This is a genomic window from Streptomyces tanashiensis (assembly GCF_014648895.1).
Taxonomy (GTDB): Bacteria; Actinomycetota; Actinomycetes; order Streptomycetales; family Streptomycetaceae; genus Streptomyces; species Streptomyces tanashiensis.
On record NZ_BMRZ01000002.1, the window covers coordinates 344,697 to 360,624 of the forward strand.

The 15,928-nt window shown below is 70.7% G+C and carries 15 protein-coding genes, 1 tRNA gene and 2 pseudogenes; 7 read left to right on the forward strand and 11 right to left on the reverse strand.

Features of this window, described 5'->3' with window-relative positions:
* The first annotated feature begins 9 nt into the window (after window positions 1-9).
* Window positions 10-783: a helix-turn-helix transcriptional regulator gene (locus tag IE237_RS07120; RefSeq protein ID WP_189800947.1), complete on the forward strand. Its 774-nt coding sequence runs from the start codon at window positions 10-12 to the stop codon at window positions 781-783.
* A 34-nt stretch (window positions 784-817) separates the two neighbouring features.
* Here the strand turns inward: IE237_RS07120 and IE237_RS07125 are convergent, their stop codons facing one another.
* The gene (locus IE237_RS07125; RefSeq protein ID WP_189800948.1) at window positions 818-1,702 is read right to left on the reverse strand and encodes a hypothetical protein; all 885 of its coding nucleotides are present in this window, start codon (window positions 1,700-1,702) and stop codon (window positions 818-820) included.
* A 234-nt stretch (window positions 1,703-1,936) separates the two neighbouring features.
* Between IE237_RS07125 and IE237_RS07130 the strand changes: the two genes are divergently transcribed.
* Window positions 1,937-3,187 (forward strand): styrene monooxygenase/indole monooxygenase family protein, encoded by a 1,251-nt coding sequence (locus IE237_RS07130; protein ID WP_189800949.1) that lies wholly within the window; start codon window positions 1,937-1,939, stop codon window positions 3,185-3,187.
* Window positions 3,188-3,216: 29 nt separating this feature from the next.
* Here IE237_RS07130 and IE237_RS07135 read toward each other — a convergent pair whose 3' ends face one another.
* From IE237_RS07135 to IE237_RS07145, 3 genes are all read right to left on the reverse strand, one after another.
* Complete coding sequence (locus IE237_RS07135) at window positions 3,217-3,723, reverse strand: DUF2716 domain-containing protein (RefSeq protein WP_229842394.1); 507 nt, start codon at window positions 3,721-3,723, stop codon at window positions 3,217-3,219.
* On the reverse strand, window positions 3,720-4,511 hold the full coding sequence (locus IE237_RS07140; RefSeq protein ID WP_189800950.1) for a DUF2785 domain-containing protein: 792 nt from the start codon (window positions 4,509-4,511) through the stop codon (window positions 3,720-3,722). The genes IE237_RS07135 and IE237_RS07140 overlap by 4 nt, the downstream gene beginning before the upstream one ends.
* 127 nt (window positions 4,512-4,638) lie before the next feature.
* Window positions 4,639-5,061, reverse strand: a complete 423-nt coding sequence (locus IE237_RS07145; RefSeq protein WP_189800951.1) for a MarR family winged helix-turn-helix transcriptional regulator — start codon at window positions 5,059-5,061, stop codon at window positions 4,639-4,641.
* 163 nt (window positions 5,062-5,224) lie between these two features.
* Between IE237_RS07145 and eno the strand changes: the two genes are divergently transcribed.
* On the forward strand, window positions 5,225-6,532 hold the full coding sequence (eno, locus tag IE237_RS07150; RefSeq protein ID WP_189800952.1) for a phosphopyruvate hydratase: 1,308 nt from the start codon (window positions 5,225-5,227) through the stop codon (window positions 6,530-6,532).
* A 134-nt stretch (window positions 6,533-6,666) separates the two neighbouring features.
* Here eno and IE237_RS07155 read toward each other — a convergent pair.
* The 3 genes from IE237_RS07155 to IE237_RS07165 all read right to left on the reverse strand — a co-directional run bounded on the left by IE237_RS07155 (window position 6,667) and on the right by IE237_RS07165 (window position 8,904).
* A tRNA-Trp gene (locus IE237_RS07155) sits at window positions 6,667-6,741 on the reverse strand.
* Between the two features lie 96 nt (window positions 6,742-6,837).
* On the reverse strand, window positions 6,838-8,379 hold the full coding sequence (locus tag IE237_RS07160; protein ID WP_189800953.1) for an alpha/beta hydrolase: 1,542 nt from the start codon (window positions 8,377-8,379) through the stop codon (window positions 6,838-6,840).
* Window positions 8,380-8,532: 153 nt separating this feature from the next.
* Window positions 8,533-8,904, reverse strand: coding sequence for a hypothetical protein (locus tag IE237_RS07165; protein WP_189800954.1), 372 nt, complete (start codon window positions 8,902-8,904; stop codon window positions 8,533-8,535).
* 114 nt (window positions 8,905-9,018) lie between these two features.
* Between IE237_RS07165 and IE237_RS07170 the strand changes: the two genes are divergently transcribed.
* Window positions 9,019-9,510 (forward strand): GNAT family N-acetyltransferase, encoded by a 492-nt coding sequence (locus tag IE237_RS07170; protein ID WP_189800955.1) that lies wholly within the window; start codon window positions 9,019-9,021, stop codon window positions 9,508-9,510.
* Between the two features lie 56 nt (window positions 9,511-9,566).
* Here the strand turns inward: IE237_RS07170 and IE237_RS07175 are convergent, their stop codons facing one another.
* Window positions 9,567-10,337, reverse strand: coding sequence for a transposase (locus tag IE237_RS07175; protein WP_189800956.1), 771 nt, complete (start codon window positions 10,335-10,337; stop codon window positions 9,567-9,569).
* Window positions 10,338-10,496: 159 nt separating this feature from the next.
* On the opposite strand from IE237_RS07175, the pseudogene IE237_RS41790 reads away from it, so the two are divergent.
* Window positions 10,497-10,896, forward strand: a pseudogene (locus tag IE237_RS41790) (IS5 family transposase); the annotation flags it as partial.
* A gap of 90 nt (window positions 10,897-10,986) precedes the next feature.
* Here IE237_RS41790 and IE237_RS07185 read toward each other — a convergent pair.
* A complete protein-coding gene (locus tag IE237_RS07185; protein ID WP_189800957.1) occupies window positions 10,987-11,997 on the reverse strand; it encodes a quinone oxidoreductase family protein in 1,011 nt (336 codons plus the stop codon).
* Between the two features lie 57 nt (window positions 11,998-12,054).
* On the opposite strand from IE237_RS07185, the pseudogene IE237_RS07190 reads away from it, so the two are divergent.
* Window positions 12,055-12,732: pseudogene (locus tag IE237_RS07190) on the forward strand (IS481 family transposase); the annotation flags it as partial.
* Between the two features lie 67 nt (window positions 12,733-12,799).
* Here the strand turns inward: IE237_RS07190 and IE237_RS07195 are convergent.
* Window positions 12,800-13,615: a class I SAM-dependent methyltransferase gene (locus IE237_RS07195; RefSeq protein ID WP_229842396.1), complete on the reverse strand. Its 816-nt coding sequence runs from the start codon at window positions 13,613-13,615 to the stop codon at window positions 12,800-12,802.
* A 239-nt stretch (window positions 13,616-13,854) separates the two neighbouring features.
* Between IE237_RS07195 and IE237_RS07200 the strand changes: the two genes are divergently transcribed.
* Entirely contained in the window at window positions 13,855-14,610 is a 756-nt protein-coding gene (locus IE237_RS07200) for an acetyltransferase (protein ID WP_229842398.1), read from the forward strand.
* A 206-nt stretch (window positions 14,611-14,816) separates the two neighbouring features.
* On the opposite strand, the gene IE237_RS07205 is transcribed toward IE237_RS07200, so the two are convergent.
* Window positions 14,817-15,809, reverse strand: coding sequence for a translation initiation factor 2 (locus IE237_RS07205; RefSeq protein WP_189800958.1), 993 nt, complete (start codon window positions 15,807-15,809; stop codon window positions 14,817-14,819).
* Window positions 15,810-15,928 lie beyond the last annotated feature (119 nt).

A 15,928-nucleotide genomic window follows, 5' to 3' on the forward strand; every position in this document is an offset into this window, starting at 1 on the left:
CCTTGGGGGATGGGAGCGGAACGGAGCACGGCGGACATCCTGGACGCGGCTGTCCACGTCCGGGAGGCCGCCAGGAGCGCCACGATGGGCACGGCCGGTGTCGACACGGTCCTGGCGGCGCTTTCGCAGGTGATGGAGTACGACCACGCCTCCCTGGCCCGCTGGGACCCTCGGCGCCGGTGTCACACCACCCTGGCCGGGAGCTACCCGGACGACGCCACGGCCTACATCGAGACCCGCCTCCACCAGGATCCCGTGTTCTCGGTGCTCCGCAGCCCGGCCCGAGGGGGTCTCTGGCTCAGGGACGTTCCCCGGCAGCTCCTGGCCGCGTCGCCGGGCTTCCAGGAGGTGCTCAGCCCCCTCGGGATCGAGGACGGCGTGGCCCAGTGCCTGTTCTCCGCCGACGGCCGGTACGTCGGCATGCTGAACGTCAGCACCCGCCGGCCGCGGAGCGCACCCGATCCGGCGCGCGCCGTGGTCACCCTCCTCACCGAAGCCCTCGCCGCGACCCTCGACCCCGGTGTGCGCCCGCCGGGTGAGGGGGCCGCCACGGACGCCCGGCCTCCTCACCCGGGCAGGCCGGGCGGACTCTCTCCGCGGGAGCTCCAGGTGCTGGCGGAGCTGACCGCCGGCCGTACCAACCGGGAGATCGCCGAGCGGCTGTACATCACACCGCGGACGGTCGGGACCCACATCGAGCACATCCTCGCCAAGCTCGACCTCCCCAACCGCGCAGCCGCCGCCGCTCGGGCCGCCGCTTGGGGCATCGGACCCGCCCGCTGAGCCCGGCAGCGCCCATCCGTGCCGACGTGGTCTTCTACGACCCTCCCTGCTCCAGGCGTTCCACCGTACGAGCGGCTCGTTGCGCAGCCCGGCGCGCCTGCTGAAGGTCACGTTCCGCGGTCGTCACCGCCTTGCCCGCGGTCGACGCGGCTCTCTGCGAGTCGAGCCGTGTCTGCCGGGCCTCCCGCAGTCCGGTCTCCAGGCGGCCGACTTCCGCGGCTGCTTCCTCCGCCTCCGCCGTCGCGGCCTGCCGCTGCCGCTGTGCCTCTTCGAGCTCCTGCTCGCGCCGGGCGACCTCGGCGTCGGCGTCCTCGGCCGCCGCGCGTGCACGCTCAACGCTCCGGCGATGCGTCGCTTCGCGGTCCGGTTCATTCGTGGGCTTGGGCTTCGGCTCCGGCCGTTGCCCGGTGGGAACCTGGGACAGTGCTGTCTCCTCCGGGGCGATCGCGGTGAAGCCGACAGCGGCCTCCGGCACCTTCGTGAGCCGCCCCCGCGACCACAGCTCGGCGACGTCCTGGTGGGCGAGCACACCGTGCAGGGTCTGCTCGACCTCGTGCACCACCGTCTCGCTCACCGGCTGCCCCGCCTCCCGGGCCAGCTCGGCGGCCGTACGGGCGAGTGCGGTGACGAGCCGGTGCTGCTCCCGGCTCGCCGCCCGCAACCGCTCGGCGTCGAGCGTCCGGTGCGCCTCGCGCAGCCTCTCCCCCAGCGTGAGGAAGCGCTGTGCCTCCTGCCGTCGTTCCCTGGCGAGCCGGTTCGCCGCCCACGCGGCGAGCGCCGGCTTCCGCAGCGCGGCGATCTCCTTCGCCGCCACCCCGTCCTTCGCCCTGCGTGCCTCGGCGACATACGCGTCGCGTGCCGCGACGAACTCGCCCGGCTTCAGCCCGTACAACTCCTCGGTGATCTGCTCGACATCCACACCGCCTACTCTCGCCGCTCGCACGGCCCGAGGCCCTCGTGCCCGTGACGGCTCAGCCGGATGCCCGGATCCGGTCACCCGAGCGGGCCCGGACCGTTGCTTCCACGAGCGTCGTGGAGAAGCCGCCGCGGGCGACCGAACCGTTGACACCGGCGCATTCACCACTCACCGCCCCACGTCACTCCGTACGACCATGGCAGCGCACACCGGATTCGGCAGATGAGGGGCGGCTTCATGCGCAGGATCGCGATCGTCGGGGCGGGACAGTCGGGCCTGCAGCTGGCCCTGGGGCTCCAGGCCGGCGGGTACGAGGTCACGCTGGTGTCCGCCCGTACCCCCGACCGGATCAGAAGCGGGCACGTCACGTCGACCCAGGCGATGTTCGGACCCGCGTTGCGTCTGGAGCGCGAGGCCCGGCTCAACGCCTGGGAGGACCGGGCGCCACGGGTGACGGGCATGGTGTTCACGCTCGCCACCCCGCCGGCCGGAACCCCGGCCCTCGCGTTCGGCGCACGGCTGGAGGGCGGACAGCAGTCGGTCGACCAGCGGGTGAAGACGGCCGACTGGCTGGAGCTGTACGAGGACAGGGGTGGGCACGTCGAGTACCGCGACGCGGGCCCGGAGGAGATCGCGCGCCTGGCAGAGGGCCACGACCTCACCGTGGTCGCCGCCGGCCGCGGTCCCGTGACGGACCTCTTCCCCCGCGACGCCGTCCGCTCCCCTTTCGAACGTCCCCAGCGGACGCTCGCGTGCGTCTACCTCCACGGCGTGGCGGCCCCGGAGGACATCCCGCACGAGGTCGTCCGCATCCACGCCGTCGCCGGGGGCGGGGAACTGTTCCTGCAGCCGGCGCTCACCCTGAGCGGCCCGTGCACGATCCTGCTCTGGGAGTCCCACCCGGGCGGACCGCTCGACGTCTTCGCGGACCGCCCCGGGCCGACCGCGATGCTGGAAAGGTCTCTCGGCCTCCTCCGCCGCCATGTGCCCTGGGAGTACGAGCGCTGCCGGGAGGCGGAGCCCACCGACTCGGGCAGCACCCTCTACGGGTCCGTCACACCCGTCGTACGGCACCCGATCGCGGCCGTCGGCGACGGCCGGCCACTGAAGGTCCTGGGTATGGCCGACGTCCTCGTCACCAACGATCCCGTGACGGGGCAGGGCTCCAACAACGCGGCCCAGTGCGCCGCCCGCTACCTGCGGGCCATCACCGAACGCGGCGAGGCCCCCTTCGACGAGGCCTGGATGCGCTCCGCTCACGCGTCCTTCTGGGATCACGCCCGCCACACCGTCGACTTCACCAACACGATGCTCGCCCAGCCCCTGCCCGACCACATCCAGCAGGTCATGACCGCCGCCGCGTCACGACCTGAGGTCGCCCACCGGTTCGCGAACGGCTACGCGAACCCGGCCGACCTGTGCGACTGGCTGCTCGACCCGGCCGCCACCGACGTCTACCTGGCCTCCACCGCCGAGAGGACGTCCTGATCCGGCTCCACCGCGCCCGGCGCAGGCCCTCAGCCGGAACAGCGGCGGATCGGCGGACCGAGGACGCTCTCGACCTCGGCCGACACGGCGTCGAGGAGTTCCTCGCCGAACAGACAGAGGGAATCCTCCCAGGGATGCCCGAAGCTGCCCGTGCGGAAGTCTTCCGAGAGGTAGATGTAGTAGTCGCCGTCGGGGACCGGGCTCAGCGGCCACGCCGGCTGCCCGGCACCGCCGACGTCCTGCGGGACGAAGCGGTACGACGTGTGCTGCCAGTCGAGCGCGTAGAGCGGGCCCCGCGGGCCCACGCAGGAGGCGAGCCCCCGCCTGACCACGTCGACCAGGAGGTCCAGCCGTTCGTAGTCCGGGTCGTCGGAAAGGGCCGCCAGGCTCCAGGTCACCGACGGGGCAGGCTCCCTGATGGCCGGCCACGTGAGCGGGCTCGTACTCGGCCGGAAGCCGAACTGCTCGTAGAAGCGGTCCCAGACGTGTCGGTACTCGGCCTCCGGCAACTCGACCACGGGGGTGTCGCCGCTCACCGTCGGACGATCCTGTCGAGGACCGTGGCGATGCCGGACTTGACCGCGTGGCCGTGGTGGAGGGGTTCCGCGGGCAGCTCGCTGGTGGGACGCACGCCCCGGTCGGCGAGGATGTAGAGCAGGCGCAGGGTGCGCAGGCAGTTGCTGAGGTGTGCGGGCACGGGAGTGCTGATGCGGTCGGCCCCGAAGCGGTCGGCGATCGGATCCAGCCAGCCGACGGCGTCGGCTTCGCTCAGGTCGGTGCGGGTGAGGACCCGGGCGATCGCCCGGGCCAACCGGTCGTCCTCCAACTGGTCGTAGACGTGGTCGGTGGGCGCTGTCAGCCGCGCGGCGGCGAGATCCAGCATCCGCACCGGCTCCGCCTCGGGATGGAGGCCGAAGCCGGCGAGCAGGTCCGCGCCGTGTGCCACCGCGTGGAGCCAGCCGAGGGTCTCGTCGTGGCCGCGCAGATCCTGTTCGGCCGGGTACCAGCGCGCGAAGGCGTCCACCCATTCGGCTTTGAAGTCGCCCGCCCCCACCAGCATGTCGAGGACGAGGGGCGCGAAGGTGCGGGCCTCGATGCGCGGGTCGGTGAACCGGGCGGCCATCTCGTCGCCCAGCTCCAGCCGGCGGGGCTTCTCGATCACCCCTCGGGCGATCCAGGTGGCGAGGACGGTGTAGGGCGCGCCGTCCCGGACCAGCGGATCCGGATCCGCCAGGGCACGGGACAGTTCGCGAACGAGGTCGTCCAGGGGCCGGTCGGCGGGCACGGCGCAGCCGGCGGCCTCGACGCTCTTCCAATCGATCATGAAAGGCAGAATAGATCTTGCTATTGGTACGCGCTTGCGAATTATGCCCAGCTCTGCGCCTCGAATCGCCGACTGCCGCTACCGAAGCGCGTCACCGAGGACGGACCAACGACCGGCGACGCAGCGACTAACGCGTGGCGAGCCGGTCCAGCAGGGCGGCGCTCCGCGCAAGCAAGGTCCGCTCCTCATCCGTGAGTTCGGCCTCGATGGCCTGCGCGAGCCAGCCGGCCCTGCGGCCGCGCTCGGCTTCGAGCGCGCTCCGGCCTTCGTCCGTCAGCTCGACCAGCGACTTGCGGCCGTCCGTGGGGTGCGCCCGGCGCGTGATCAGGTTCTGCTCCATCAGCAGCCCCACCGACCGGGCCATCGACTGAGGGCGTACGCGCTGATCGACGGCGAGGTCGCTGGTCGTCATGGCGCCGTTGCGGTCCAGTGCGCCGAGCACGGCGGCCTGGCCCAGAGGGATGCGGTCCTCGTCCTTGACGCGTCGGGTGAGCTTGCCCATCGCGGTGCGCAGTTCTACGGCGATGGCGGCGGCTTCCGAGGTGGGCATAGGGCACTTTACCCCGCTGACCAGCATTGCCGTGTACCTGACCTGTACAGCAAAACTGCACAGCAAAACTGCACAGCATTGCTGTATGGTTTGGTGTTGTCGGGCCCAGCGCCAGCGCTGTCGCAGCCGGGGCCACGGCACACGACAACGGGGAGGAACCACCATGTCCACCACGACAGCCGAGACCGTCGACGCCACCATCGAGACCGTCGCGGCCCGCCGCATCATCGACAGCCGGGGCAACCCCACGGTCGAGGTCGATGTCGTCCTCACGGACGGATCCCTGGGGCGCGCGGCCGTCCCGTCCGGCGCCTCCACCGGCGCCCGCGAAGCCGTGGAACTGCGCGACGGGGACTCCGCGCGCTGGCACGGCAAGGGCGTCGACCGCGCCGTGGCCCACGTCAACGGGGAGATCGCCGCGTCCGTGCGCGGCCGCGCCGCTTCGGACCAGGCCGGGCTCGACGCCTCGCTGATCGCCCTCGACGGCACCCCCACGAAGTCCCGGCTCGGCGCCAACGCGGTCCTCGGCGTCTCCCTCGCCGCCGCCAAGGCCGCCGCGGCGGCTCACCGTCAGCCCCTCTACCGCTACCTCGGCGGCGCCGACGCCCACCTCCTGCCGCTGCCGATGATGAACATCGTCAACGGAGGCGCCCACGCCGACAATCCGCTGGACTTCCAGGAGTTCATGATCGCGCCCGTGGGCGCGGACTCCTTCGCCGAAGCCGTCCGCATGGGCAGCGAGGTCTTCCACACCCTGCGCCGCGACCTCCTGGCCGCGGGTCACGCGACCGGCGTCGGCGACGAGGGCGGATTCGCGCCCGCGCTGCGTACCGCCGAGGAGGCGCTCGACTTCGTGACGGCCGCCATCGAGCGGACCGGCTACCGTCCTGGCGCGGACATCGCCCTGATCATGGACCCGGCGTCCTCGGAGTTCTTCCGCGACGGGGTCTACGACTACGTGGGCGAGGGGGTGCGGCGCACCCCCTCCGAGAACGCCGACTACCTGGCCAAGCTCATCGACGCCTACCCCATCGTCTCCATCGAGGACCCGATGGCGGAGAACGACCTGGACGGCTGGCGCGAGCTGACCGCCCGTGTCGGCGACCGCTGCCAGCTCACCGGCGACGACGTGTTCTGCACGAACGAGACGCTGCTCCGCGAGGGCATCCGTACCGGCGTCGGCAACTCGATCCTGGTCAAGGTCAACCAGATCGGGACCCTCACCGAGGCGCTGTCCGCAGTGGCCACGGCCCACGAGGCCGGCTGGACGGCCGTCATGTCGCACCGCTCGGGCGAGACCGAGGACACCACCATCGCGGACCTCGCGGTGGCGACCGGCTGCGGTCAGATCAAGACCGGCTCGCTCTCCCGCTCCGACCGAACGGCGAAGTACAACCAGCTGATCCGGATCGAGGAGGAGCTCGGCGACTCGGCGCGCTACGCCGGCCGCTCCGCCCTGCGTCAGGTGTGAGCGGCGGGCGCAGGAAGACGAGTTCGCGCTGCGGCGTGGATGCCGCGGGAGGGGGATCGGCTTCCTGAGCTCCGCCACCGGCCCGTGCCCGTGGTCCGTTCCCGTCCGTTCCAGTCTGTCGGCCGAGGGATGGGCGGAGCCGGCCGGAGTCGAACCGGCGTCCTCGCGATGTTGGAGACCGCGCGCGTCGACCTCTGCGCTACGGCCCCGCCCGGCCGATCGTACGACGGCATTCCTTCGGAACGGGCCGATCAAGGTCCCGGAGCCTGTCCCGACGAGTGCTCGCTGGGGACCTCCCGACGGGGCTACGCCTCGCAGGTGGGGTCGTGGGCGGGGAGCCGTCCCGTACGCAGGTACGCGTTGACGCGCTCGTCGACGCAGGTGCTGCCGTACTCGCCGTACAGACCGTGCTGGCGAGCGCCCTTCACCGTGAGGAGTCGGGAGCTCGGCCACTGCCTGCGTATGGCCTCGGCGCCGGCGTAGAGCGTGCGGGGGTCGCCGGTGGCGTTGACGAGCAGGGCGGGGACGTCGTTGTCGAGCACGGTCGGTGCCTCGACGGGCCGGTCCCAGAACTCGCAGGGGGTGATGTTGTTGGCCAGCGGCCCGACGAGGGGGTTTCGGTCGCGGGACTTCTCCACCGCGCGCCAGTAGCTGCCGACGCCGCGCCGCTCGGCGACGTCGCCGCAGATGATCGCGGTCATCTGGCTGGAGGGCGCCGAACCTGCCGAGGTCAGCAGGAACTCCAGCTGCCCGGCGAACGCTTCGGAGGGTTCGACCGGCTCGCGGTCCGCAGCACGGGCCAGGAGCCGTACGGTCCCCGCCAGGTCGGCGCGCCGCGCGTCGAGGTCGCTGCCGAGGCCGCCTACGAAGAGGGCGGGGAGGATGTGCTCGTCCAGCTGGAAGGTCCTCCCGATCCGCAGCGGCTTCTCAGCGGCGGCGGCGAGGACGTGCGTCACCGTTTCCAGGACCTCGCCGCGCGTGGTGCCGAGCCCGTAGGTGTCGTGCCGTGCGGCGGCCCACGACGCCCATGCGCGCAGGGCGGCTTCGTTGGCCCCTTCGGCGCCGCGGAGCAGGGTCTGGTTGTAGTACTCCGGGGAATTGACCCCGTCGAGCACCATGCGGTCGGTACGGCCGGGGAAGAGCTGCGTGTAGACCTCACCGAGGTAACTGCCGTAGGAGTAGCCGAGGTAGGAGAACGTGCTCTCGCCGAGGGCGGCGCGGATGACGTCCATGTCACGGGCGGTGTTGCGGGTGGTGACGTACGGCAGCACGTCACCCTGGGCGCGTTTGCACCGCGCCGCGAGCTCGCGTGCGACGGCGACCTCCTCGCGGTACGCCGCCCGGTCGTCGCCCGCGGAGCGGACGAGCGCGGAGCCGATGTCCCAGCCGCAGTCCAGCGGGGTGCTGCGACCGACGAAGCGCGGGTCCATTCCGACGAGGTCGTAGCGGTGGGCGACCTCGCCCATCACCTTCGACTTGGTCAGGGGCATGTGGAGGCTGGGGCCTGCCGGTCCCCCGTCGTTGAGCAGCAGCGCGCCGATGCGGTGGGCTGTGTCGGTGGCCTTCAGACGGGACACGGCGACGGTGATGGTACGACCGCCGGGGTCGGTGTAGTTGAGCGGGACGGTGATGTCGGCGCAGTCGGCACCGGCGGCGTCCAGCGCCCCGCCGAGTTCGTCGCCTTCGCCGAGGGCGCAGGCGTGCCAGTCGACGGACTGACTGTGGAGGCGGGCTAACGGGTCAGGGCCGGTGACGGCCGTGGTGGCGGCTGTGGCGACGGGCGTCGCGGTGGCGACGAGCACCACCGCGCACGCTGCGAAGGCCTTGATGCGTCGGGAAGTTGACATACCTGAACGCTAGGACGGCGCACACCTCGCAGCACTCCGGGAAAGCCCCGAAACTGGGTGGGGTTGTTCCCCGAGAAGACCCCAGGTCTCCTGTCAGGGTGTCCGTTACGTGTGGCACACCCGGGCCTCCATCGCGCCGCTGGCACGACCGACTCAACGGCCCTCTCCACAGCTCCCGAAAGCACGAATGACCCACTGATCCAAGCGGTTCCCGAAGTCCGAAGCGGAGGTGATGTCGGACGCAGGCAGGCAACCTGCGTCGTCGAGGTCGGCAATGAAGTCCACATCGGCCCAGCCGCCACGGAACATCACGACCGACAGCACGGCCTCCGCAGGACCGGATATGACCACGCCGACCGAGTCCGGATCACGAATGACGTCCCTGTCGGTCTCCAGTGGCTGGGGCCAGGGCGCCCGGGCGTCCCTCCAGGTCACCCGCCCGACGTCAAGCCCGGCCGATGTCCAGTCCCTGGCCCGATCGGCCAGAACGACTGCCACCTCGTCGAGATCGACAACTCGTTCCATGAGGGGATCCTCCCTTGGTCGCTTTGCACAGCCGTGAGCCTGGAGTGCGGGTCGTGGAAACGGCTTTGCCTCCGGTCTCGTCGGCGTGGATGCTGACGGCCGGAGGTACTCACGATGATGGACATTGTGCTGAAACCATCGGTCCGGGATCTGGTCCATGCGGACCTGGCGTCGTGCGGTTGGGCTGGGTCTGACCACCACTTGGTGGGCGTCGCCAGGCAGCTGGAACGTGCCCGGGCCGGCGCCGTCGACTACCTGGCGGTCTGCCTCGCCGCAACCGGCATCCCCGTGGCGAAGGGCGGCGTCGACTACCAGGTCGAGGAGGGTGCCGGCACGCTGTGGCAGCTGGCGGTCCACCCCGCGTTGCAGTCGTGTGGGATCGGCACGTTCCTTGTCGAAGCCGCAGAGGCGCGGATCAGAGGACGCGGTGTGCGGCGGGCCGAGCTGGCGGTCGAGGAAAGCAATCCCAGGGCCCGTGCGCTCTACGAACGACTGGGCTACGTCGCGTACGACCGCCGGCCGGACGCGTGGGACGAGCAAGCCCCTGATGGATCGTTGCACCGCTACGAAACGATGTGCACGTTGATGCGTAAGAAACTGTCCTAAAGGGTGTTGCAGAAGGTCCGCTCCGGGCAGGCCGGAATGGCGTTTGACCTGTTGTTTCATCGTGTCATGGCGAGGTTGTGCAGGGCGGCGACGGCCTGGACCGCGTGGTGGAGGCCGTCTCCTTTCTGGCGGCAGTCGCGCAGGATCTTCCAGTTCTTCATCCGGGCGAAGGTGTGCTCGACACGGGCCCTGACCCTTCGGTGCTCGGCGTTGTCCTCCTCCTGCCCGCGCAGGAGGGGGCGGCCGGCTCTCTTGCGGTGCGGGACGATCAGGCCGGTGCCGAGGTAGGCGCCGTCCGCGATCACGGTCGTGCCGGCCGCCAGGGCGGGCAGGTCCGACTCGCGCCACACGTGGGCGTCGGCCTTGTTGCCCGGCGCCGGCCGGGCCGCCGCGATGACCAGGCGGGTGTCCGCGTCGATGATGACCTGCACGTTCACCGAGAACCGGTAGTTGCGGGACGAGGCTCCGATCTTCCGGTCGCGGACCGGGATCAGGGTGCCGTCCACGATCCACAACCGTTCGGTGTCCGCCACCGGCCGCGGAGCCCGCTCGAGCGCCAGCAGCGGACGGAGCCGCTGGATGACCCGGCAGACCGTGGCGGGCGAAATACCGAACAGCGGTGCCAGCTGCCGCATGGTGAGGTTCGTCCGGTAGTACACGGCCACCAGCAAGACCCGGTCCGGCAGCGACAGACACCAAGGCCTGCCCCCACCCGGACCGTTCCCGCCCCGCTCCTTCACTACCTTCACCAGCTTCGCGAACCGGTCGATCCGCAAGCCCGTGAACGTCTCGACCCACACCGGCTCAGCCCGCAACACCCCACCCATACAGGCAAAATGCCCAGAACTGAGCCTTCTGCAACACCTTTTAGGGCCTGTGTCGAAAGTGGATCTTGCCCCGTGAATGATCTTCGTTCATGGGGCGGGGTGATCTCACTGTTGAACAGTGGGCGGTGTCGGAGCCGTTGTTGCCGATGGAGCCCGGAGCAGGGCAACCTTCAGAAGGAACCGCCGGGTGGTGTCTTCACCGAGCCCGTGATCATGGACTGGGACGCTCTCGTAGCAGGTTCACCACGACTCGCCGCAGTTCGAAGCCGTGCTGAGGAAGGTCCGCGTGCCCCTCATCGGGCCGGGCCGGCCGCGCGTCCGCCCCGATCGGGTGGGTGCTGATAAGGCGTACGCCTCCCGCCGGAACCGCGCTTACCTGGGTCGCCGAGGGATCCGCTGCACCATCCCGGACAAGGTCGACCAGGCGCGCCACCGCAAACAGCGCGGCTCTCGCGGCAGCCGGCCGCCGCAGTTCGACCCAGTCGACTGCCGTGAGCGCCACGCGGTCGAGTGTGGGATCACCCGTCTCAAGAGGCACCGCGCCGTCACCACGCGATACGTGCCTGGCGCTGTCGGGGATCTTGGCGATGGCGGTCGGCCATGCCCTCGACATCTCAGTCTCCAAGATCCCCGACCTCGTCACCCGCGATCAGCTCTGTGTCTCCTCGCGGCGTCCCATAGCGGCCGCATCGGGTACGACGAGCAGCTTGCCGGTGGTACGCCGAGCCTCCAGATCGCTGTGGGCCTGGGCGGCCTCGGACAATGCGTAGCGGCCCGTTACGGTGACCTCGAGCGCCTTGGAGCGCACCCACTCGAACACATCGGCGGCCCGTCGGAGCAGTTCGGACCGATCGGCGATGAAGTCCCCGAGGCTGGGCCGGATCAGGGTCAGCGAACCGCCGTGGGCGAGCCGAATCGGATCGAACGGCGGCACGGCACCACTCGCCGCGCCGAAGAGCACGAGATGGCCGCGGGTTCGCAGGCTGGCGAGGCTCGCATCGAAGGTGTGCGCGCCGACGCCGTCGAAGACAACCGGCAGTCCCTGACCGCCGTTGAGCCGCCTCACCTCGGCTGCGAGATCGTCGACTTCGGAGGAAAGGATCACCTCAGCGGCCCCGGCACGTTTCGCCAGCTCGGCCTTCGCCGTGGTCGACGTCGTGCCGATCACCCTGCCGCCGAGATGGGTGATGAGCTGGGTCAGAAGCAGCCCCATGCCACCAGCAGCCGCATGCACGAGCACCGTGTCGCCCCCCTGAACCGGGTAGGCGTCCTTGACGAGATAGTGCGCGGTCATGCCTTGGAGGAGTACGGCGGCGGCTTTCTCGAAGCCGATGTCGTCGGGCAGCGGCACCAGCCGGGAGGAGTCCACGACGGCCCGCTCGGCATACGTGCCGGGAATCTCCACCCAACCGACCCGGTCCCCGACTGCGACGTCAGCGACGCCGGCTCCCACTTCGACGACCGTGCCGGCGCCCTCAGCGCCCGGGGTGAAGGGCAGCGGGAGGCTGTACCGGCCTTCGCGGTGGTAGACGTCGAGGAAGTTGACCCCGGATGCGGCGACCTCCACGACAGCCTCGCCCGGACCCGGCCGCGGCTGGTCCACCTCGGCCTCCTGCAGCACCTCGGGACCGCCCACTTCGTACACCTGAATCGCTCGCATGACCCTCCAATTAACGGCTCATCCCCCACCAACCCCGTTGATGGCGCTCCGATTCCCGGCAAGCTGCTCGGCCTGGTCCCCTCGACCGTCCACCGCGTCCTGACCCGCTACCGGCCGGCCCGCCTGACCCACCTCGACCGCTCGACCGGGCACGTCATACGCCGCCACGAACGCGAGAATCCCGGCGAGCTCGTGCACGTCGACATCAAGAAGGTCGGCAACATCCCCGACGGCGGCGGACACGAGGTCCTGGGCCGGCAAGCGGGCCGCAAGACCCGCAGGAACGCCGACCACAGCTACCTGCACACCGCCGTCGACGACCACTCCCGCCTCGCCTACAGCGAGATCCACGCGGACGAGAAGAAGGAGACCTCCACCGCCTTCTGGCAACGGGCCCACGCCTTCTTCACCGGCGCTGGGATCACCGTCGAACGGGTTCTGACCGACAACGGCTCCTGCTACCGCTCACGCGACTGGCGCGACAGCCTGGCGGCGGCCGGGATCACCCACAAACGAACCCGGCCCTACCGGCCCCAGACCAACGGCAAGATCGAACGCTTCAACCGCACCCTGCTCGACGAATGGGCCTACGCCCGCCCCTACCGGTCAGACATCGAACGACGCGAAGCGTTCCCCGGCTGGCTCCACTCCTACAATCACCACCGCGGACACACCGCACTCGCGGGCAAACCACCCGCAAGCCGCGTCCCCAGCCTAACGAGGCAATACACCTAGAGCCTGTCCGATGGGTCGCGTGACCCCGGTCGAGCTCGACTCACGCCCACCCCGGGCGACGGCGCATCTACGTTCGGACCGTCGCCGCGCGGAAGACGTACGCCGACATCGGGGCGGTGACCGGCCCCGGACCCAGCCGCACCGTCATCTCCTCGATGACGGTGGCCCGGACGGCCGGTCCGCCCCCGCGCTCCTCGACGGCCATGCGCACCGGTGTCCCGGTGAGGTACCCGGTGGCGAGGTCGGCGGTCGACGCAGCCCGGCCCTGCAGCGTCAGTTCCTGCTCGTCCTCGACCGCGAACCCCGCGGCCACCAGGTCGGCGGCAACGACAGCGGGGTCGGAGTAGCCGTGCGGAACCGCAGAGAGGAACCGCGGCGGGTCGACCGGAAAGGCTCGCTCCAGCCCGGCCTGCAGCGCAACCTCGAAGGTGTGCGTCCTGAGCGGGCCCCAGGTGCTGAACAGGAATCGACCGCCCGGGGCCAGTACGCGGCGGATTTCGGTGAAGGCCCCGGTGCGGTCGGGGAAGAACATCACGCCGAACTGGCAGACCACCAGGTCGAAGCTCTGGTCTGGGAACGGCAGCCGCTGGGCATCGGCTTGCCGCCACACCGCGCCCGGGGCCCGGGCGGACCCGAAAGCGACCATGGCCTCGTTCAGGTCGGTGGCCGTCACCTCGGCCGAGGGTGCCGCTGAGAGCAGGGTCGACGTCAACACGCCTGTTCCCGCGGCAAGTTCGAGGACTCGACCAGGGTGGAGTGCTGCCGCCCGGGCGCTCAGGTCCTCCGCGAAGGGCCGGAAGACCACCGGCACGAGGTACTGCTCATAGGCCGCCGGCATGGACGCGGACCATCGCCGCTCGGCATCGATTCCGGTCACGTTCATGACGGTACCGCCATGCCGGGAAGCCGGTTCCCCGCCGCGCCGCCATGCGCCCTGGAGCCGGCACCGCCTGGCAGAACGGGAGGGCCAACGTTCTCGACTCGGCCGTGCGGCGTGGCGGGTACTGCCTCGTCTCGCGTAAATCCCTTGGGTGAAGGGCACATGTATCGGTCAGGCGTTCGTCGTGATCGGGGGGAAGCGTGCCGCGCAGGATCAGGATCGGTCAGCAGGTGCGGCCCGGGGTGCTTGTCGGGCGTCGGCTGACCCGGCCTCCGGCACGGACCGGCGTCGAGCTGCTGGTCGTCGGTGCCGGCGGCATGGGGCGGGCCGTCGCCTCGATGTGCGCGCAGGATGTCGACCGGGCGGGGCGTGCGCGGTGGAACGTGCTGGGCTTCATCGATGAGGACGTGGCTCTTCACGGTTCGCTCGTGGACGGCCGGCCCGTGCTCGGGGGTCTGCGGGCCGTCGCCCGGTACCCCGCGGCGCGTCTGGTCGTCTCGGTCTGCCACGTCGACCACCACGGGGCGCGGCGCAGGATCGTCGAGGCCTTGGGGCTGCCCGCCGAGCGCTATGCGACGGTCGTGCACAGGACGGCCGTGATCGATCCGAGTTGCAGGATCGGGCGTGGTGCGGTCGTGATGCCGATGGTGTGCGCCCTGCCCGGAGGCACGATCGGTGACCACGTGATCGTGCGGCCGCAGACGATGATGGCGGCCGACGTCGCGCTGCGGGACTACGCCACGGTCGGGGCTCAGGTGTTCCTGGGGCGTGGTGCGACGGTGGAGGAGAACGCCTACGTCGGGGCCGGTGCCGTGGCGCGGGAGCGTGTGCGTGTGGGGCCGTGGGCCGTCGTCGGGATGGGGTCGCTCGTGCTGGACGATGTGCCCGGGCATCAGGTGTGGGCGGGCAGGCCACCGCGGTTCCTCGGGTCGGCGGCCGTGGAACGTGTGCGGGTGGGGGGCGGCGGGGAGTTCGGGAGGTTCGCCGCCTGCGAGTGAGTGGCGACCATTTGCCCACGCCCTCGGGGCCTCCCCCGACCTCCCAGGCTTCCCGGGCTTCCCCAGCGGCCCCCGACCTCCCAGGCTTCCCAGGCTTCCCCAGCGGCCCCCGACCTCCCCCGCCTCTCCGGACCGCGTTTCCTCCCCGTGCGGGCCCGCTCGTACCCGTACCGACACGGGCGGGCCCGACGGGCCCTACTCGCCCCTCAGAGGTTCCTGGTTTCGATGACCTCCTGTTCGGCCCTCTCCACCGTGAAGCGTGCGGCGGGGTCGCCCCCCGCGCTGCGTACGGCGGCGCGTACCAGCGCGAGGTAGAAGAGGGCCGGGGCGCAGGGGGTCCAGCGCTCCTCGGGCTGGTCGGCGATGAAGCCGAGGACGGAGGCCGGGTCGGCGGGTACGAACTCGAAGCGGTCGTGCTCCCACTTGTCGGCGACGCCCCGCGTCCAGCGCAGCCGCAGGGTCTTCTCGTCGAGCTCGGGCAGGACCGCGCGGAAGAAGCCCGCCCACTGGTGGTTGTCCAGGTCCAGTCCGAAGCCGAGGAGTTCGAGGTCGAGGGCATCGGTGGCGTGGACGGCGAGTTCTTCGTGCAGGGCGCGGCGGGCGACGGCGTGCAGGCTGATGGGGCGGTGGTCCTCGGGGAGGTCGTGCTTGCGGGCCAGGCCTTCGTTGGCGGAGGAGTTCCACCGTCGGCTGTTGGGTCCGGCGACGTGGCTGCTGCGCCGGGAGAACAGCATCTTGCCGTCCTTGCCCGTCTCCACGGCGACGTTGACGCCGAAGCTGCAGTTCATCCAGGCCGGTGCGCGGGCGGGGTCCTGGCTCTCCAGGTACTGCTCGCGCAGGGTCTGGCCGTTTTCCTGCCGGCGTTCCAGGTTGAGCGAGGTGGTGAGGAAGTCGTAGTAGTCGGCGTCCTGGAGGGCCAGGGTGACGACGGGTTCCTCGTCCAGGTGGGTCCGTGTGAGGACGACCCGTTCGACGGCGAAGCGGTCGTTGTTCCAGCGGTGCGGGAGTCCGCGGGCCGCCTTGCGCTGCTCCTCGGCCTCGATGGCGTACCGCCATGCGCCGATCTCCGCCGGGAACTCCACCCGCTGCGGACGGTACTTGACGCGGATGTTGTCCTCGAGGATGGGACGGGTCCCGTCACCTTCGTAGATGTGGCAGCCGGTCTCCCGGGAGACCACGGTGAACCTGTCCCTGTTCATCGTCAACTTCCCCTCTTGTACGCTTCATTGACTGATCATCAGAACCTTGGCCGCAGACAGCTTCATGATACGGAGTGATGTGGGCACCGACTTGTCTCATGTCCGGTCCGCGCGGCGGT